Raw genomic sequence first — 17,359 nt, 5'->3', positions numbered from 1 at the left:
GGCGGATTCAGTCCCGGCCGAGCGCCTTCGCCAGTTCCTTCTTGGTCATCGTCGACCGGCCGTGGATATTGCGTTTCTTGGCCTCGTTGTACAGCTGGTCGCGCGTCGGGCCCCCGGGGCCGAGCCGCTTGCCGGAACGATGCCCGCCGCGCTTCTGCGGCGATTTGTCGCGCACCGAGGACTTGCTCGCGCGGTCCGATTCGCCCGACTGCGCCCGGTTCTTGTTCACCGTGCGGGCGGCGATCTCCTTCGCGCGCTTCTTGCTGGCGCCGCGGTCCTCCTGCGACTCCTCGATGTGCTGGTACTGCCGTTCCCGTTTCGAGCTCCAAGCCTGCTGCGGCATCCCAGTCTCCTTCCGCCGTTCTTGATCCCCGGATTGCCCGCGCGGCCGGGACGGAAACATCGCGGTTCGCCGCGCCGGAAACGGGTACCCGCTCCCGAGTGGGACGCGAACAGACTCTCGCCGGGCGGCTGCTGGCCGAGCACCTGGTCGCCGGCCGGCTCGAACCAGGGACCGAAATCGGCCTGCGGGTCGATCAGACGCTGACCCAGGACGCCACGGGCACGCTCGTGATGCAGGAGCTCGAGGCGCTCGGGCTCGACCGCGCGCGAACCGAGCTGAGCGTCCAGTACGTCGACCACAACCTGCTGCAGGCGGACGAGAAGAACGCCGAGGACCACGCATACCTGCGTTCGGCCTGCCGCCGGTTCGGGCTGTGGTTCTCCAAACCGGGCAACGGCGTTTCGCACCCGACGCACATGGAGCGGTTCGGCGTGCCCGGCAAGAGCCTCGCCGGGTCCGATTCGCACACCTGTGCGGCGGGCGCGCTGGGCATGCTCGCCGTCGGCGTCGGCGGCCTCGAAGTGGCGCTGGCCATCGCCGGGGAGCCGCTCTACCTGCGGATGCCGGAGATCTGGGGCGTCCGGCTGGAGAACGAGCTGCCGCCGTGGGTGTCGGCGAAGGACGTCGTGCTGGAGATGCTGCGGCGGCACGGCGTGAGCGGCGGACGGCACCGGATCATCGAGTACCACGGCCCGGGGCTGGCCTGCCTGAGCGCGATGGACCGGCACGTGATCGCCAACATGGGCGCCGAGCTGGGCGCGACCGCGTCGGTGTTCCCGGCCGACGAAGCGATCCGCGCGTTCCTGCGGGCGGAGGGGCGCGAACACGACTTCCGCGACCTGCGCGCCGGACGCGACGCCTCCTACGACATCGAAGACGTGATCGATCTGTCCACAGTGGAGCCATTGGTGGCGAAGCCGTCGTCGCCGGGCAACGTGGTGCCGGTGCGCGAGGTGTCGGGGACGCCGGTGGGGCAGGTCGTGATCGGTTCCTCCGCCAACCCCGGATTCCGGGACTTCGCGGTCGCCGCGGCCACCGTCCGGGGCAGGCAGACGGCTGATTCGGTGAGCTTCGACGTTAACCCGACCTCGCGGCAGATCCTTGTCGAACTCGCCCGCAGCGGACACCTCACCGACCTCGTCGCGGCCGGGGCCCGCGTGCACCAGGCGGGCTGCCTCGGCTGCATCGGAATGGGCCAGGCGCCCGCGCCGGGCACGAACTCGCTGCGCACCTTCCCGCGGAACTTCCCCGGCCGGTCTGGCACCGCCGACGACTCGGTCTGGCTCTGCTCGCCGGAGACCGCGGCGGTGTCGGCGCTGACCGGCGTGCTGACCGATCCGCGCGACTACGCCACCGCCCACCACCTCGCGTACCCGCGCGTCGCCGGACCAGCCCGTTCGGCGGCCGACCCGCGCGTCTTCGCCGCACCGCTGCCCGAGGAGGAGGCACTGCGGGAGGAGCTGGTGAAGGGCCCGAACGTCGCCGGCTTGCCGGACTTCGACCCGCTGCCGGACGAGCTCGAGGGCCCCGTCCTGCTGAAGGCCGGGGACGACGTGTCGACCGACGAAATCTCGCCCGCCGGGGCCCGCGCGCTGCCCTACCGCTCGAACATCCCGAAGCTGGCCGAGTTCACCTTCACCCGGATCGACGAGGACTACCCGAAGCGCGCGGCCGACAGCCCGGAGCATTTCGTGGTCGCGGGGGAGAACTACGGCCAGGGCTCGTCGCGCGAGCACGCCGCGATCACTGCCCGGTACCTGGGTTTGCGCGTGGTGCTGGCCCGGTCGTTCGCCCGGATCCACTGGCAGAACCTGGTCAACTTCGGGGTGCTGCCGCTGGAGTTCGCCGACCCGGAGGACAGCGAGAAGATCGAGCGCGACGACGTGCTCTCGGTGTCCGGGCTGCACCGGCTGGCCGAGACGGGGGAGTTCACGGTGCGGAACCAGACCCGGGACGAGGAGTACCGGGCACGGCACCAGCTGTCGCCGCGGCAGGTGGACGTGCTGCTGGCCGGCGGGCGGATTCCGCAGCTGGCTCGGGCGCTGCACTGAGACGTCGGCCCTGGGGCGCGCGGTTTGAGTGTCGTGAGGGGAACCCCGAGGGAATCAGATTCCCATGCCAGGGACTTAAGCCGGGCGGTCTCGGCCCGCGGACTGTCCACACAGGACACCATCCCCGCCGAAATGCCCGATTAATGTCCGTCTGACCGGTTCTATGGGTCTGTGAGGTCCCTCGCAGACCGCACACCGCGCTTCCGCCCGACGGGCCCGTCTGCTGGCAGTCGGCCCGGTCTTCTCGGCTCGGGCGGACGCGCTCCCCATGCACCCGCAGGGTCGCCTTAAGTCCCTGGCAGGGGGCATTTCGGCGAGTCGCGGGTCTCTTGTGGACAGTGAGCCGGGCTCGATCGACGCGGCTTAAGCCTCCGGCTTGGGGACTCCGCGACCAGGGACGCTCTCACGGTCCTCTCACTGGTCAGGAGGCCTTCAGCGCAGCCTCCAAGTCGGCCCGCGACATCTTCGAACGCCCCTTGACGTCGCGTTCCTTCGCGAGCTTCTGCAGCTCCGTTTTGGACAGCTCGGACAGATCCGGCGTGCGCTGCTTGCGGCTGCCGCGCACGCTCTTCGCCAGCGCCTCCATGAGGTCGACCACCTTCGTCGGCTGCTCCGGCTCGGCGGCGGGCGTGACGGTGTTCCCGGCCCGTTTGGCCTCGATCAGCTCCTCCACCCGCTCGCGGTAGGTGTCGCGGAACTCGTCGGGCTTCCACGGCTCGGTCATCGCGTCGATCAGCTTGACCGCGAGGTCCAGTTCCTTCTGGTTCGTCTTGGCCTTGGCGGGCAGCTGCGGCACGTCGTCCGCGTTGCGCACCTCGGCGGCGTAATGCAGCGTGTTGAGCACGATCACCCCGTCGCCGGCGCGGGCGAGCGCGAGGTGTTCGCGGCCGTGGAAGACGAACTTCGCGACGGCCGCCTTGTCCCGGCTGGACAGTGCGTCGAGCAGCAGCACGTACGGGCGCTGCGCTTCCTCCTTGGCGGGCGCGAGCCAGTACGCGCGGTCGAAGAACAGCGGGTCGACCTCCTCGAGATCCACGAAGCTCTCCACCTCGAGCGACCTCGACCGGCCCGGCGCGATCTCGTCGAGTTCCTCCTGCTCGACCAGCACGTACTCGTCGTCGCCGACCTCCCGGCCGCGGACGATGTCGTCGTAGGACACCTCGTCGCCGGTCCGCTCGTTCACCCGCCGGTAGCGGATGCGGTCCCGGGTCCCGCGCTGGAACTGCGTGAAGTGCACGGCATGGTCCTCGACCGCCTTGTACATCCGCACCGGGACGTTCACCAGCCCGAACGACAGCGCACCCTGCCACACCGGACGCATCGGCGCTCCTTCCTCCCTGATGCCCGGCGGGTACCCAATCCGGGCGCGCGGCACACCGCGCCGGTGTGAGCGAAGGGGTTACGGGGTAGCTTTTGCTCCGATGCGCATAAAACCTCGCGGAAGCCAGTTCTTCCAGCTGCTCGCGGACGCGGCCGCGAACCTCGTCACCGCCACCGCGCTCCTGCGGGACCTCACCGAGGCGTCGCCGCCCGACCGGGAGGCGATCGCGGCCCGGCTGCACGAGGTCGAACACGCGGGCGACGACCTGACGCACACCATCATGGTCGAGCTGAACAGCACGTTCGTCACGCCGTTCGACCGCGAGGACATCCAGGCGCTGGCCGCCCGGATCGACGACGTGCTGGACTTTGTGGACACTGCCGCCGACCTCGCGGTGCTGTACCGGCTCGACAAGTTCCCGCCGGGCACCGACGGCATGCTGCGCGTGCTGTGCCGCGCGGCGGAGCTGACCGCGGAATCCATGCCGGGGCTCTCGAAGGTCGGCGAGCTGTCGCCGTACTGGATCGAGATCAACGCGCTGGAGAACGAGGCGGACCACACCTACCGGCGGATGCTCGCCGACCTCTTCCAGCCGGGAGCCGACGCGCTCGAGGTGCTCAAGGCGAAGGAGGTCGTCGAACAGTTCGAACTGGCGGCCGACGGCTTCGAGCACGTCGCGGACGTGGTGCAGACCATCGCGGTCAAGGAGTCCTGAGTGGACAGCACCGCCGCGCTGGTCGCCGTCGTGGTGCTGACGGTCTTCTTCGACTACACCAACGGTTTCCACGACGCGGCCAACGCGATCGCCAGCGCGGTCTCGACCCGGGCGCTCCCGTTGCGCACCGCGCTCGTGCTGGCCGCGGTGATGAACCTGGCCGGAGCGCTGCTGTCGACCGGGATCGCCGCCACCGTCGCGAAGGGGATCATCGACGTCCCGCCCGGTCCGGGCGCGCTGACCGTGGTGCTCGCCGCGCTGGTCGGCGCGATCGCGTGGAACCTCGTGACCTGGTATTTCGGGCTGCCGTCCTCGTCGTCGCATTCGCTGATCGGCGGGATGGTCGGGGCCGCCCTGGCCGCGGCGAGCACCGTGCACTGGACCGGCATCGTGGAGAAAGTGCTGGTGCCGATGGTCGCGTCGCCGCTGCTCGGGCTCGTGCTCGGCTACGCGGCGATGGTGGCGGTGCTCTGGCTGCTGCGCCGGGCGAACCCGCACCGCAGCGGCCGGGTGTTCCGGCGGATGCAGATCGTGTCGGCCTCGGCGCTCGCGCTCGGACACGGGTTGCAGGACGCGCAAAAGGGCATGGGCGTGCTCGTCCTGGCGCTGATCGCGGCGGGCAAACAGGACACGTTCGCGGTGCCCCTGTGGGTGACGCTGGTGTGCGCCGGCGCGCTGTCGCTCGGCACCTGCTCGGGCGGCATGCGCATCATGCGGACGCTCGGCCGCCGCGTCTTCCCGCTCGACCCGCCGCACGGGTTCGTGGCGGAATCAGTCGGGGCTTCGGTGCTGTACTTGACCGCGTTCGCGGTGAAGGCGCCGATTTCGACCACGCACGTGATCACCGCGGCGGTGATGGGCGTCGGCGCGACGCGGCGGCTTTCGGCGGTGCGGTGGGGGATCGCGCGCGACATCGTGCTCGGCTGGGTGCTGACGTTCCCGGCGGCGGCGGGGGTCGCCGCGCTGATGTTCTGGCTGCTGTCCGCGTTCAGCTGATCACTGCGGCACCAGGGCGAGGACTTCCTCGTCGCTGGTGGGGCTGAAGTCCGCATAGAACTCGCCGACCGCGCGGAATTCCTCCGGCTCCCGCAGGCAGACCACCTCGTCCGCCTCGCGGGAGAGCTTGTCCAGCGCGGGCGGCGCGCCGACGGGAGCGGCGAAGACCAGCCGCAGCGGTGCGTGCGACCGGAGGGCCCGCAGCGCGGCGATCGCGGTCCCGCCGGTGGCCACGCCGTCGTCGACCACCACGACGTCGTGTCCCGCCGGCGAGCGCGGGGCGCGGCTGCCCAGGTAACGGCGGACTTGGTCGCGGGCCTCGGTGCGGGCGTGGTCGACCTGGCCGGCGATGTCCTCCGGCGTGAGCCCGAGCGCCCGGAGCCCGGCGCGGTCGAAGAACGGCGGCCCGTCCGCCGCTACGGCGCCGAGGCCGAGTTCCGGTTGCCCCGGTGCGCTGATTTTGCGGGTGACGAGCAGTTCCAGCGGCGCGTCCAGTTCTTCGGCGACGGGCGCGGCGACCGGAAGCCCGCCGCGGGCGAGCCCGAAGACCACCGGGTCCGTCCATTCCCGGCAGGCCAGGGCGGCGGCGAGCCGGGCGCCCGCGTCCGCGCGGTCCCGGAACGGTCTCACCGGCGGCCCTTCTTCGCAGCGCGCCGGAGCGTTTGCCGGACAGCGGCCAGACCAGCGGCTACGCGGGCCGCGGGCCGATTTCGCTTCTGCGCGGTGCGGCGCAGCAGCTCCCCGGCACCGAGTACGGCGGCGGTCAGCCCGGCGGCGACCGCACCGTGATGGCGGCTCAGCACGGGCTGGACGTCTCGCGTCTTCGCCTGCTGGTCGAACTCCCCGTGCGCGCCGTAGTCGAACCCGCGCGGGCCGTCCGCGGGCTCCCACAGGTTCGCGGGCTGGCTCGGCCGTTGCGGCTGGCCGGTTTGCTGCGCGCCGAAGCCGGTGCGGGCGAGGTACCGGTCGAGCAGGCCGGGCGCGACGGCGTTGGCCAGCAGCGTCGCGGCGGTGCTCGTGCCGACCCAGTACTCGCGGCGGCGCGGGTGATCGGCCGCGTGCAGCACCGCGCGGGCGGCGAGTTCGGGCTGGTAGATCGGCGGGACGGGCTGGGCGTGTTCGGGCAGCCGCGACAGCAGCCAGGTGAACTGCGGTGTGTTGACCGCGGGCAACTGCACCATGGTCGTCCGGATTCCGCTGTGCTCGTGGAGAAGTTCGCAGCGCAGCGCCTCGTTGAAGCCCTGAATGGCGTGCTTGGCCCCGCAATATGCGCTCTGCAGCGGGATCCCGCGATACGCGAGCGCCGAGCCGACCTGGACGATCGTGCCCGCGTCCCGCGGTTTCATCCGCGCGAGAGCGGCCATCGTGCCGTGCACGAAACCGAGGTAGGTCACCTCGGTGACCCGGCGGTATTCGTCCGGTTTGACGTCGGCGAAGCGGGCGAACACCGAGCTGAACGCGACGTTGACCCAGACGTCGATCGGTCCGAGCTCCTCCTCGGCGCGGGTGGCGGCGGCGTCGACCTGGGCGAAATCGGCGACGTCCGTCGGCAGTTCCAGCGGCGTGCCCCCGGCTTCCCGGACGTCCTCCGCCGCGGCGACGAGCCCCTTCTCGCCCCGCGCCAGCAAAGCGACCTTCGCGCCGCGGCTGCCATACGCTCGGGCGACAGCCCGGCCCACTCCGGCGCTGGCCCCGGTCACGACTACGACGGGCGGCATGGAAATCCTTTCCCCGGACCGGGAGTCCGGCGGCTCGGCGGACGCAGACACTCCTGGCGGGCGACGTGCCCGCACACCGCGATCGCCCCCAGCGCGAAGCCGAGCAGCGCGAGCGGCACCTCCGGCGGAAAGACGATCCCGCAGACGACCAGGGCGGCCGCGACCGCGGTCAGCGCCCAGCACGCCACCGGCCAAGCCCGGCGCAGCGGCCACGCCGCCTGCCCGAAGGCGCGCCGCATCCACAGCGCGTCGGTGGCGAGCAGCTCGCGTTCCATCGAACGCAGCGCCCGGTGGGGATCCGGCTGCCGGTGCGCGGCCATCGCCTGCTCCCTTCCGCCTGACCGACGGCTTACCCGTTCCCGGCCAGGCCAAACCGGAACGGCGGAGGCGTCCGGTTTGCCCCGGAAGACGCCGGGTAACCGGACGCTTTCGCCGGAGCACGTCGGAGGGAGCACGAGATGAGCAGGCTGCTGGTGGACCCGGAGAGCGCGACCGTCCCCTGTGGACAGTGCGGGCGCGAGGCGGTGCACGTGGGCAGGCTGGTGCAGGAGGACGGGACGCCGGTCAGCCACGCGGTGGTGTGCACGGTGTGCCGGGCCCATCGTCCGGGACCGGGGCTGGGGGAGACGCGACGTCCGCGGCTGGCCGTGCTTTCGCGGCCCGCCGACGGCTCGCCCTAGGCCGCCGCGTTCGGCAGAAGTCCGTGAAGGGCTCCTTACGGGAATCAGATTCCGGCAAGGAGCCCTTCACGTCCGCTCAGTCGATGCCGAGCACGGACTCGGCGGTGGTCCAGTTGGCGAGCATCGCGTGCTGCGCGTCGGCGAGGGTGGCCTTCCCCGCGCAGACCGCCTTCTTCACCGCGTTCTCGACGGAATCCTTGCTGTAGGAGTTCTGGTCGCCGTCGTGCGGCTCGGGCCAGAGGTTCTTCGGGTCCTTCGGCGCGCCGCCCAGTTCGAGCGGCAGGAAGTGGTCCTCCTCGTACGAGCTGAGCGAGGTGTCGGAGTAGCCGTAGTCGATGATGCCCTGCTTCTTGAGCTTGTTGGTGTAGGTCGTCGGCGGCCGGATGGTCGCGGTCCAGCCGGGCACGCAGATCGTGTCGCCGATGGTGTCCTGGGTGACGTCCGGGTTGGTCGCGCCGGGCGTGCAGGCCGGGTCGGGCAGCGGAAGATACGACTGCGAGCAGGCTGCGGCGAGAGCGTGCGGAACGGCGGCGTGCGCGGCGGGCGCGGCCAAAGCGAGCGAACCGGCCAGAATGACGGCGGGCGCGGCGAAACGGGCAAGTCGGGACATGGGAAATCTCCTCCCTGGAGCACGGTCGCGCCAGCGTCCGCCGATTCCGGGCAAGCGCACTACCTACCTTCGAAGGAATGCGTGAAGAATTAACCGGGTGCTCAACTTGCCGGACGGCAAAATGCGCAAGGTGGACGTGTGTTCCGGGCGTCTGAGGGGATGATCCGAAAACGCGGCGCAAGCCGGGCGAACGGGCCGGGGATGCTTGATCCGCCAGCATTCGGGCGTTCGGGGCGAGTCCGGACGGGCGGCTCCGGATGGCTGGAAAGGTTCTTCGGAACTGTTTCCGGTCGGTTTTTATGCGCCTTCCGGGCGAATCGGGGAAAAAATGCTGAAATCGATTTCCGCTGCGCCGTTCGGCTGAAGGTCGTGGCGTCCCGTATCCGTCGCCGGGTCTGGTGCGACCTTTTTCGTGAACCTCGCCGGAATTGATCTTTTCGGGCGGAATTCCCGGGAGTGAACGATGAGCGAACCGGAAGGGCCGCGGTCCGGGGCCGGACGCGCAGAGGGCGCGGAAAGCGGCCCGGCGGGCGAAAACGCGCCCGCCGAACCGGAAGCGGGGTACGAGATTCCGATCGGGATGCCGGTCCCGGCCGCCGAGCTGGAACGGCTGAAGGCGGCCGCCGAGCGGCATCGCGATCGGGAGGAGGAGGCCGACGCCCCGGCACGGGCCGGCGACGAGGCCGCGGAGGAAGAGGGTGATCACCGTGATGCCTGAAGCACAGGTGCTCGAAGGCCAGGCAGGGGAAACGGCCGGGGGCGCGTCGCGGGAAATGGCGGATCTGACGGTCGGCGAACTGCTCGCCGAACCGCTGTCCCCGGAACGGTCGCCGTTGTTCGCGCAACGGTTCCCGGTTCCGGTCGAGGAGTACGACCGGCTGAAGACCGGCGCGCGCGAGCACGGCGCGGAGGCGCTGGCCCCGGGGGACGCGCTCGACGCGCAGCTGGACGAGGAAGCGGCGGCGGAACTGTCGGAGGAGAACCCGCCGGAGGACGAGATCGTCGAGGGGCTCGCGCCGGCGGCGTCGGCGAGTTTCGAGGGGATTTCGCAGACCGCGTTCCGGCCGCCGGACTGCACGGTCGCGGTCGGCCCGAAGCAGGTCATGGCCGCGGTCAACGTGGACCTGGTCGGCTACGACAAGACCGGGCTGCAGCAGTTCCGGTGGGCCAATTTCACCGCGATGTTCAACCCGGTGCTGCCCGCCGGGGCGCAGCTGTTCGACCCGAAACTGGCCTACGACCACTACAGCGGCCGCTGGATCGTCTGCATCGCCGCCCGGCGCGCGAACCCGCAGGGGTCGTGGATCATGCTCGGCGTCTCGCAGACCGCCGACCCCGCGGGCGCGTACTGGATCTGGAGCACCGACGCGACCGCGAACGGGGCCACCGCCACCGGCAACTGGTCGGACTACCCGATGCTGGGCTTCGACAGCCAGGCGATTTACGTGTCCACCAACCAATTCGCCTTCGGCGGCGGGTTCGCCTACGCGAAACTGCGGATCTTCAACAAGGCGGAGCTGTACGGCGGCGGGTCCGGCGGCGGCCACACGATCCGTTGGTGGGACTTCTGGGGCCTGAAGAACCCGGACGGGAGCGCTGCGTTCTCCGTCCAGCCGGCCTGCCATTTCCAAGGCGTGGGCGGGAATCCGCGCGCTTACCTGGTGAACTCGCTGTTCCCGTCGGGGTCGAGCCTGACGCTGTGGACGCTGTCGAACCCGCTGGGCCTGTGGTCGGGCGGCGCGCCGACGCTGGCCGCGACCGCCGTACCGTGCCGCAGCTACAACCTGCCGCCCGGCGCGGTGCAAAAGGACGGCGGGACAACGAGAATCGCCACGAACGACACCCGGCTGCTCAACGCGGTCTTCCAGGCGGCGGGCCGGACCCAGCGGTTGTGGACGACGCACACGTCCGCGTACAGCTGGCGGGGCGACACCGAAGCCCGGTCAGTGGTGCAGTGGTACGAGATCGACGTGCCCAGCCACGCGATCACGCAACAGGGCGCCTTCGGCGCGCCGGGCAGGCACTATTTCTTCCCGGTGATCCAGACCGACATTTCCCGCAACGCCCACGTGGCGTTCGGCCGGTCCGCCGCCGACGAGTACGGCCACTTCCGCCAGACCGGCCGCCTCGCCACCGATCCGCCGGGCACGTTGCAGGGCAGCGCTTCGGTGATCGCCGGGCAGAGCGCCTACACCGGCGGCAGATGGGGCGACTACTTCGGCATCGGCCGGGACCCGTCGGATTCCCGGACCGTGTGGAGCTACGGCGAATACGCCGGCGCGGGCAACACCTGGCGGACCCGTCTCAACGCGGCGAAGTACTGAGAGCAGGGAGGGTGTCATGAACACTGCACAGAAGTTCCGGATCGCGGCGGAGGCCGCGCTCGCGGTGCTCAGCGCGGTCGCGTTGGTGCTGACGCTCACGGTCCCGGACTGGATCGAACGCACGACCGGCGCGTCCCCGGACGGCGGAGGCGGGGAAACCGAGTGGCTGCTGACGGCGGTCGCCTGCGTGGCGACGGTGCTGTTCGCCGGCTTGGCCACGTGGGAGTGGCGGCGGTTGCGGACGGCGTGACCGGCACGAGCGGGCACCGGACTTCACGGCGGTGCCCGCTCTTTGCCGGGTTTCTCCGCGGAAAGCCGGACGGGAATTCCCGGCTGCCCTAGGCTGATCCGGTGACTGCCTTCGAACCGTCGCCCGAGGTCCGCCGGTCCGACCTTCCGATGTATCTGGTGGAAAACCCGTCCACTCCGGCGGGTCCCGGTTCGCGGAACACCTTCGGCGGCAGGCCGATCCTGCCCGAGGGTGAGGACTGGCCGGAGTGCTACTGCGGCGAGCGGATGGCGTTGTTCTTCCAGCTGGACGTCCCGCCGGACATCCCGCGGTTCGGCGGCGACCACCTGCTCGTGTTCCAGTGCCCGGTGCACAACGATGCGGCCTGTCTCAAAAGCGGCGAGGAGCAGCTTCCGGAGCGCTACTGGGAAAAACCGCGGATCTGGGGCCATCCCGGCGCGTTCTGGCGGATCATGCTGCACCGGGACCCGACCGGCCCGGCCGAAGCGGAGGAGCCGCGTCTTCTCGGCCGAGAGCTGGTGCTCCGTTCGGAGTGTGAGACGGAGACCGTATGGCGGACAACCACTCCGGGCGACCCGTACGCCGGCCTGAGCGTCGGCCGCGGCGAGTTCAAGGTCGGCGGCCTGCCGCGCTGGCAGCAGGATCCGGAAAGCCACCGCTGCGCGTGCGGCGCCGAAATGCTGTTCTTGTGCGGCTTGCCGGAGGACGTCGAATTCGAGAGCCGCCCCGGTCAGCCCGGACAGCCGGACAGCTCCTATTCCTACGCCTACGTGCTGTTTCTCGGCAACGCGCTGTACTTGCTCGCGTGCCCGGAACACTGCCATCCGGCGGCGGTCTGGCCGGTGCTGCAGCACTGACCGTCATTCCTCGTAGGTGATCGAGTACCGAGCCGCCACCGGGTTGATCTTCACCGGGTCCACCGCGCCGTCCGTCAGCACTGCCGGACCGGCCTCGAACAGGTCCTCGAGGTAGTGCTCCCACCCGCCCGGCGATGAGATCTGCAGCAGCCGCGGCGCGGGATCCGAAACCGCCCGCAGCGCATGCGGAACCCCGTGCGGCAGCAGCACGAACATCCCCTTCGCCGCCACGTGAGTCTCGTCGGCGAAGTCGATGCCCAGTTCCCCTTCGAGCACGTAAATGCATTCGTCGGCCTCGTGGTGGACGTGCCGCGGGATGTCGCGCGCCAGCGTCACCTCCAGCAGCGAGAACCGGGTCTCGGTGTCGCCGGTCATCGCCTTCACCGCGAATGCGGGCGGCAGCGGCACCCGGCCCGGGCGTGCCTCGCCGGGCTGCAGGAGCAGGAAACGGTCTTTCGTCATGGGGTATCCTCGCAGACGTATCGGAAGCGGAGTCCGTTTCCAGATTAACCGGAGGAGGGCGTCGGTTGTCAACGGAGCGCAAGCCGAGGGCGGACGCGGAACGCAACCGGGCACGGGTCCTGGAGGCGGCCCGTGTGCTGCTCGCCGAGCAGGACGACGTCCAGTTGCCGGAGATCGCGCGGGTGGCCGGGGTGGGCGTCGGGACGGTGTACCGGAACTTCCCGGACCGGCGGGCGCTCGTGGAAGCGTTGGCGGAGCAGCGGTTCGCCGAGATCGCGGAGTACGCGCGGAAGCGGTGCCTCGACGGGAAATCCGGCGTCAAGCGCTATCTGCGGCACGTCGGCGAGGTGCTGTCCGGGGACCGGGCGCTGTCGTCGGCCATCGAGACGGCGCGCGGTTCGGCGGGGAGCGAACCGCGTGGCGACGCCTTGGCCGAGCTGGAAATCGTGGTGGCGCAGGCGATCGTGGCGGACCAGGCGGCGGGGGTGCTCCGCGCGGATTGCACGGTGGGCGACGTGTATCTGCTCGTCGGCTGTCTGTCGTCGGTGGTCCGCACGGGAAGCGGGGACTGGCGGCGGTTTCTGGAACTGGCGCTGGAGGGATTGCTGCCCCGGGGCTAGTCGGCCAGGCGCAGCAGATGAGATCTCAGTTCGCCGCTGTCGTGCATCGCGATCAGCACGGCGGTCATATTTCGCACGCCGGGTTCGCGGACGATCAGCCCGTCTGGAACGGCGAAGTAGCTGCCACCCGCGCACTCGCCGGTGCTTTCCCAGCGGCGCATGATCCGGTCCACCTCGTCGAGGGTGAACATCGTCGCGCTCCACCGGGAACCGTCGGGGTATCGGACCTCGACGTCGACGTTGTCCACCTCGTCGGGGTTCTCGCCGCCGCCGACGAGGAAATGCGCGTCGAACGCCGAGGTGCGCACGACGTAGTACGCGGAGCCCCAGCCAGCGGAGAGAACTTCGGTCGCCACGGAGGGAAAGCCTAACGGGCCGCTCCGGAAACCAGTCCGGAACGGCCCGTCGGCATCGAAATCAGGCGAGGTCCTCCAGCGGGACCTCGGGGTCGGCCAGGCGGTCCGGGTCCACTGCCTTGCCGGAGCGGATGAGCGCCTTGATCGGGTCCGTGACGTCCCAGACGTTGACGTTCATCCCGGCCAGGACGCGGTTGTCCTTGAGCCAGAAGGCGATGAACTCGCGCCCGGGCACGTCGCCGCGGAACACGACGCGGTCGTGGCCCTCGATCGTGCCCAGGTACTCCATGCCGAGGTCGTACTGATCGGTGAAGAAGTACGGCAGCTCATCGTACGACTCCTCCTTGCCGAGCATCCCGGCCGCGGCGACGGCGGGCTGGTTGAGCGCGTTCGCCCAGTGCTCGACGCGCAGGTGCTTGCCGAGGAACGGGTGGTAGGCGTTCGCGACGTCGCCCGCGGCGAAGATGTCCGGGTCGCTCGTGCGCAGGCTCGCGTCGGTGACCACGCCGTTGTCGACGTCGAGGCCGGCCGCCTCGGCCAGTTCGACGTTCGGCTTCGCGCCGATCCCGGCCAGGACGGCGTCCGCGTCGAGGACGCTGCCGTCGCCGAGGCGGATCCGCTTGCCCTGGCCGCCGTTGGTGATGTGCTCGACCTGGACGCCGAGCCGCAGGTCGACGCCGTGCGCGCGGTGCAGGTCGGCGAACACCGGGGCGACGTCGCGGCCGAGCGCGGTGATGAGCGGCAGTTCGAGCGCCTCGACCACGGTGACCTCCACCCCGGCCTGGCGCGCGGCGGCGGTCGCTTCGAGGCCGATCCAGCCGCCGCCGACGACCACCAGCTTCGAGGCGGTGCCGAACAGCTCCTTGAGCCGGTCGGCGTCCTCGATCCGGCGCAGGTAGTGGATCCCCGCGGTGTCCGGCAGCTCGCGCGGGCTCGCGCCGGTGGCCAGGAGGAGCTTGTCGTAGCCGAGGCTGGCGCCGTCGTCGAGCGCGACCTGCTTCCGGTCCCGGTCGATCGCCGTCGCCTTGACGCCCTGGCGCAGGTCGACCTTCTTCTCGGCGTACCACGCGGCGTCGTGCACCTGGAAGCTCTCGGCCTCCGCGTTGCCCGCGAGGTAGTCCTTCGACAGCGGCGGACGCTCGTAGGGCAGGTGCCGCTCGTCGCCGACGATGGTGATCTTCCCGTCGAATCCCTTGTCGCGCAACGCTTCCGCGGCCTTCGCTCCGGCCAGCCCGGCTCCGATGATGACGAACGACGAGGTCACTGACGAACTCCTTCGATGCGGGGACGACGGGAGTACTTATATCACTAGCGAAGTTTGGTCTTATTCGGCTGCCCGGTCAAGTTCCCCTGATCAGAGGTACCCAATTGAGACAGCACCTACCCGGAAGGGTGTTACTTCGCCGTTCAGTAGCTGCCGCCGCCGTACCCGCCCGCCGGTGCGGAGCTGGTCGTGGTGATCGCGGTGCCGTCCGACGTGGCCATCCACCAGAGCCCGCCGTTCAGGTTCAGGCCCTGGCCGTTGGTCTGCCCGGCGGACTTGTCGCCGATGTATCGGTACAGCGGGTGGCCGCTGAGCGTTTCCTGCTTGGACCCGTCCGGCCGGGTGATGGCGCCGACGCTGCCCTGGGCCGGCCCGGTGAGCGGGGTGCCCGCGGCGACCGGGGGCCAGTAGCTCGCGCAGCTCGCGGCGCAGGCGGACTGGCCGTTGTGGTCCGCGGCGAACAGGTAGATCGTGTCGCCTTTGCTGTCGGTCAAATGCGTCGGCGCGGCGGGTGGTGCGGCGGTTGTCCCGCCGCTGTTGCCGCCGCCGCATGCCGCGGCGAACAGGCCTGCCGCGGCCAACGCGGTCAGCAGTCCGAAAGTTCTTGGGGTTGTGCCAGTCATCCCAGCCTCCAGCGGTGCGTGGGTGTCGCCCTTTCTCCGACACGCGGCTGGCTCCAGAACGGTTCAGCCGGATTTATCAAGCGTCACAGCGTCTGGACGGGAGAGGCCTCGGTGCGTACGGTATGGCAAGCCTAACCTTAGTAACTCTCCGAGGAGGACCCATGCCAGAGCGTGCGCTCGACCGGGCCGTCCCGTTCGTGCTCGGCCTGTTCCGGATCGTCGTCGGGCTGCTGTTCGCGGCCCACGGCGCGGCGGCGCTGTTCGGCGTCTTCGGCGGCGGCCCGAAAGGCGGAACCGTCGCGGCGGGCGTGTGGCCGTCCTGGTACGCGGCCGTGATCCAGCTCGGTTGCGGCCTCCTGGTCGCGTTCGGCCTCGGCACCCGGATCGCGGCACTGCTCGCGTCCGGCTCGATGGCGTACGCCTACTTCGTCGTCCACCAGCCGGACGGTTTGCTGCCGCTGCAGAACCACGGGGAGCCCGCGGCGATGTTCTGCTGGGCGTTCCTGTTGCTGGCCTTCACCGGGCCGGGGGCGCTGGCGGTGGACGCGTTGTTCCGGAAGCGGCCGGACGATGCGCGGGGTGTGGTGAGTGGCGAGTCGCGGGGCGCGCTGAGTGCGGTGCAGGTCAGTCCTGGCGGGGGCGAGTAACCGGGTAATGCCGGTCGAGAGGCGGTCAGACGAGGCTCGCCGCGCGTGACTATTGCGCGGCGAGCCAGGGCCGGGAAAAGACGTCCGGGGCGCTCCACGGGATTGGCTGCATCGCGTCGGGGGTTCGCGAAACCGTTGCGGTGTCGGCGATCGCGGCGTGGTGCTGGCCGTCGATCGATGAAGACTCCGCGCAGCGTCCTTGGCGCGGTCCAGATCAAACCCGGCACGCGCGACCACTCGGAGTTGGGAAATGCCGTCCGGGGCGCTCCGCGGGGGTTGCCTGCATCGCGTCGGGAGTTCGCGAAACCCCTTGCGGTGTCGGCAATCCCTGCGTGGTGCGATCGACGGAGGCTCGGCGGCGGGACGTCTGGTCTAGAGGCGGTCAGACGATGCTCGCCGCACGCGACCATTGGGCAGCCAGTCGCGCAGCGTCCTCGGCGCGGTCAAGATCAACCCCGGCACGGGCGACCAGTCGGAGTCGGGAGATGCCGTCCGGGACGCTTGGCGGGCGGAAGCAGCCGACGACGATATCCCGTTCATACAGCTGATTCGCGGCAGCCACAGCCTGCTCCGGAGAGTCCGCGGGAATCGACTGCACCGCACCCGGCGCGCGCGAAACCCCTGCGGCGGCGGCGATCGTGGCGGCGGCGCGGTGCAGCTCCTCGACCCGCGAAGGCTCCGCAACGATGATCCGGCACGCTTCCGCCGCGCTCGCTGCCGCGGCGGGGGCGAGGCCGGTGTCGAAGATGAATGTCCGCGCTGTGTTGACCAGATGTTCGCGCAGCAGCGGTGATCCCAAAACCGCACCGCCCTGTGCGCCCAGAGCTTTCGACAGCGTGGCAGTGACCGCGACGTGCGGCGCGCCTGCGAGACCGGCCGCGTACACTGCACCCCGGCCGTTGCCTGCGACGCCGATGCCGTGTGCTTCGTCGACCACCAGGAAAGCGTCGTATTCAGCGCACAATGCCGCGGCGCGCACGAGGTCCGTGGCATCGCCGAGTACCGAATAGATCGACTCGACCACCACGATCGCCCGTTCCTGCGACCGGTCCCGCAGCAAGCGCTCGAGGGCGTCCAGGTCGTTGTGCGGGCAGATCGCGACGGGGGAGCGGGACAGCCGCGCACCGTCGATCAGCGAGGCGTGGATGTGCGCGTCGGTGATCAGCAGTGTGTCCGGCGAGCCGAGGGCGGTGATCACGCCGATGTTTGCCGTGTAGCCGCTGGAAAAACCGAGCGCGGCCGGTTGCCCCGTGAGGCTGGCCAGTTCCCGTTCCAGTTCCGTGTGACACGGTGTGGTGCCGGTGACGACTCGGGACGCGCCAGCGCCGACGCCGTACTTCTCGACGGCTTGGACGGCGGCCGCGCGCAGTCGAGGATCGGTGCTGAGGTTCAGGTAATCGTTCGACGCGAGGTCCAATGTGGACTTTCGCGGGTGCCGCCGATCGTCGGTCCGCCGGACGAGACCGGCGACGTGCCGGTCCCGTTCGGCGGCGGTGAGCCAGTCGTGCATCGACACCATGGC

General features: G+C 70.3%; 21 protein-coding genes. 10 read left to right on the top strand and 11 right to left on the bottom strand.

Going from position 1 to position 17,359, the window contains the following annotated elements; genetic code table 11:
- Window positions 1-7: 7 nt before the first annotated feature.
- Window positions 8-343, bottom strand: a complete 336-nt coding sequence (locus tag FKO37_RS32530) for a hypothetical protein (RefSeq protein WP_037813276.1) — start codon at window positions 341-343, stop codon at window positions 8-10.
- A 98-nt stretch (window positions 344-441) separates the two neighbouring features.
- On the opposite strand from FKO37_RS32530, the gene FKO37_RS32525 reads away from it, so the two are divergent.
- Window positions 442-2,394: an aconitate hydratase gene (locus FKO37_RS32525; protein WP_238607001.1), complete on the top strand. Its 1,953-nt coding sequence runs from the start codon at window positions 442-444 to the stop codon at window positions 2,392-2,394.
- A gap of 421 nt (window positions 2,395-2,815) precedes the next feature.
- Here the strand turns inward: FKO37_RS32525 and FKO37_RS32520 are convergent, their stop codons facing one another.
- Entirely contained in the window at window positions 2,816-3,715 is a 900-nt protein-coding gene (locus FKO37_RS32520) for a Ku protein (protein WP_037813271.1), read from the bottom strand.
- Window positions 3,716-3,815: 100 nt separating this feature from the next.
- Here FKO37_RS32520 and FKO37_RS32515 point away from each other — a divergent pair, with 100 nt between their 5' ends.
- Both FKO37_RS32515 and FKO37_RS32510 read left to right on the top strand, forming a co-directional pair.
- Complete coding sequence (locus FKO37_RS32515; protein WP_037813268.1) at window positions 3,816-4,430, top strand: DUF47 domain-containing protein; 615 nt, start codon at window positions 3,816-3,818, stop codon at window positions 4,428-4,430.
- Entirely contained in the window at window positions 4,431-5,426 is a 996-nt protein-coding gene (locus FKO37_RS32510; RefSeq protein ID WP_037813265.1) for an inorganic phosphate transporter, read from the top strand.
- On the opposite strand, the gene FKO37_RS32505 is transcribed toward FKO37_RS32510, so the two are convergent.
- The 3 genes from FKO37_RS32505 to FKO37_RS32495 are packed head-to-tail and all read right to left on the bottom strand — an operon-like array spanning window position 5,427 to window position 7,464.
- Window positions 5,427-6,056, bottom strand: a complete 630-nt coding sequence (locus FKO37_RS32505) for a phosphoribosyltransferase (protein WP_238607000.1) — start codon at window positions 6,054-6,056, stop codon at window positions 5,427-5,429.
- Window positions 6,053-7,144: an SDR family oxidoreductase gene (locus tag FKO37_RS32500; RefSeq protein WP_238606999.1), complete on the bottom strand. Its 1,092-nt coding sequence runs from the start codon at window positions 7,142-7,144 to the stop codon at window positions 6,053-6,055. Before FKO37_RS32500 ends, FKO37_RS32505 begins: the two co-directional genes overlap by 4 nt.
- A complete protein-coding gene (locus tag FKO37_RS32495; RefSeq protein ID WP_238606998.1) occupies window positions 7,129-7,464 on the bottom strand; it encodes a DUF3040 domain-containing protein in 336 nt (111 codons plus the stop codon). The genes FKO37_RS32500 and FKO37_RS32495 overlap by 16 nt, the downstream gene beginning before the upstream one ends.
- Before the next feature lie 138 nt (window positions 7,465-7,602).
- On the opposite strand from FKO37_RS32495, the gene FKO37_RS32490 reads away from it, so the two are divergent.
- The gene (locus FKO37_RS32490; RefSeq protein ID WP_037813255.1) at window positions 7,603-7,824 is read left to right on the top strand and encodes a hypothetical protein; all 222 of its coding nucleotides are present in this window, start codon (window positions 7,603-7,605) and stop codon (window positions 7,822-7,824) included.
- A 76-nt stretch (window positions 7,825-7,900) separates the two neighbouring features.
- Here the strand turns inward: FKO37_RS32490 and FKO37_RS32485 are convergent, their stop codons facing one another.
- Window positions 7,901-8,434: a hypothetical protein gene (locus FKO37_RS32485; protein WP_037813252.1), complete on the bottom strand. Its 534-nt coding sequence runs from the start codon at window positions 8,432-8,434 to the stop codon at window positions 7,901-7,903.
- A gap of 463 nt (window positions 8,435-8,897) precedes the next feature.
- On the opposite strand from FKO37_RS32485, the gene FKO37_RS32480 reads away from it, so the two are divergent.
- The 4 genes from FKO37_RS32480 to FKO37_RS32465 all read left to right on the top strand — a co-directional run bounded on the left by FKO37_RS32480 (window position 8,898) and on the right by FKO37_RS32465 (window position 11,865).
- Window positions 8,898-9,152 carry a hypothetical protein gene (locus FKO37_RS32480; RefSeq protein WP_037813251.1) on the top strand — a complete coding sequence of 85 codons (255 nt, stop codon included), beginning with the start codon at window positions 8,898-8,900 and terminating at the stop codon, window positions 9,150-9,152.
- Window positions 9,145-10,758 carry a hypothetical protein gene (locus FKO37_RS32475; RefSeq protein ID WP_238606997.1) on the top strand — a complete coding sequence of 538 codons (1,614 nt, stop codon included), beginning with the start codon at window positions 9,145-9,147 and terminating at the stop codon, window positions 10,756-10,758. The genes FKO37_RS32480 and FKO37_RS32475 overlap by 8 nt, the downstream gene beginning before the upstream one ends.
- A gap of 16 nt (window positions 10,759-10,774) precedes the next feature.
- Window positions 10,775-11,008: a hypothetical protein gene (locus FKO37_RS32470; protein ID WP_238606996.1), complete on the top strand. Its 234-nt coding sequence runs from the start codon at window positions 10,775-10,777 to the stop codon at window positions 11,006-11,008.
- Between the two features lie 101 nt (window positions 11,009-11,109).
- Window positions 11,110-11,865 (top strand): hypothetical protein, encoded by a 756-nt coding sequence (locus tag FKO37_RS32465; RefSeq protein WP_238606995.1) that lies wholly within the window; start codon window positions 11,110-11,112, stop codon window positions 11,863-11,865.
- A gap of 3 nt (window positions 11,866-11,868) precedes the next feature.
- Here FKO37_RS32465 and FKO37_RS32460 read toward each other — a convergent pair whose 3' ends face one another.
- A complete protein-coding gene (locus tag FKO37_RS32460; RefSeq protein ID WP_037813245.1) occupies window positions 11,869-12,327 on the bottom strand; it encodes a cupin domain-containing protein in 459 nt (152 codons plus the stop codon).
- Between the two features lie 65 nt (window positions 12,328-12,392).
- Between FKO37_RS32460 and FKO37_RS32455 the strand changes: the two genes are divergently transcribed.
- Window positions 12,393-12,947, top strand: a complete 555-nt coding sequence (locus FKO37_RS32455) for a TetR/AcrR family transcriptional regulator (protein WP_238606994.1) — start codon at window positions 12,393-12,395, stop codon at window positions 12,945-12,947.
- Here FKO37_RS32455 and FKO37_RS32450 read toward each other — a convergent pair.
- The 3 genes from FKO37_RS32450 to FKO37_RS32440 all read right to left on the bottom strand — a co-directional run bounded on the left by FKO37_RS32450 (window position 12,944) and on the right by FKO37_RS32440 (window position 15,190).
- Window positions 12,944-13,303 (bottom strand): hypothetical protein, encoded by a 360-nt coding sequence (locus FKO37_RS32450; protein WP_238606993.1) that lies wholly within the window; start codon window positions 13,301-13,303, stop codon window positions 12,944-12,946. The two genes, FKO37_RS32455 and FKO37_RS32450, sit on opposite strands and share 4 nt — an antisense overlap.
- A 61-nt stretch (window positions 13,304-13,364) precedes the next feature.
- Entirely contained in the window at window positions 13,365-14,567 is a 1,203-nt protein-coding gene (locus FKO37_RS32445) for an FAD-dependent oxidoreductase (protein ID WP_238606992.1), read from the bottom strand.
- A gap of 143 nt (window positions 14,568-14,710) precedes the next feature.
- Complete coding sequence (locus FKO37_RS32440) at window positions 14,711-15,190, bottom strand: hypothetical protein (RefSeq protein WP_238606991.1); 480 nt, start codon at window positions 15,188-15,190, stop codon at window positions 14,711-14,713.
- Between the two features lie 161 nt (window positions 15,191-15,351).
- Here FKO37_RS32440 and FKO37_RS32435 point away from each other — a divergent pair, with 161 nt between their 5' ends.
- The gene (locus FKO37_RS32435) at window positions 15,352-15,837 is read left to right on the top strand and encodes a DoxX family protein (RefSeq protein WP_238606990.1); all 486 of its coding nucleotides are present in this window, start codon (window positions 15,352-15,354) and stop codon (window positions 15,835-15,837) included.
- Between the two features lie 382 nt (window positions 15,838-16,219).
- Here FKO37_RS32435 and FKO37_RS32430 read toward each other — a convergent pair whose 3' ends face one another.
- Window positions 16,220-17,356, bottom strand: a complete 1,137-nt coding sequence (locus FKO37_RS32430; protein ID WP_238608369.1) for an 8-amino-7-oxononanoate synthase — start codon at window positions 17,354-17,356, stop codon at window positions 16,220-16,222.
- Window positions 17,357-17,359 lie beyond the last annotated feature (3 nt).

It is taken from the genome of Amycolatopsis sp. Poz14 (assembly GCF_006704225.1).
Classification (GTDB): Bacteria; Actinomycetota; Actinomycetes; order Mycobacteriales; family Pseudonocardiaceae; genus Amycolatopsis; species Amycolatopsis nivea.
The sequence above is the reverse complement of the archived record's forward strand: the minus strand, read 5'-3'. Positions and strand labels throughout refer to the sequence as shown.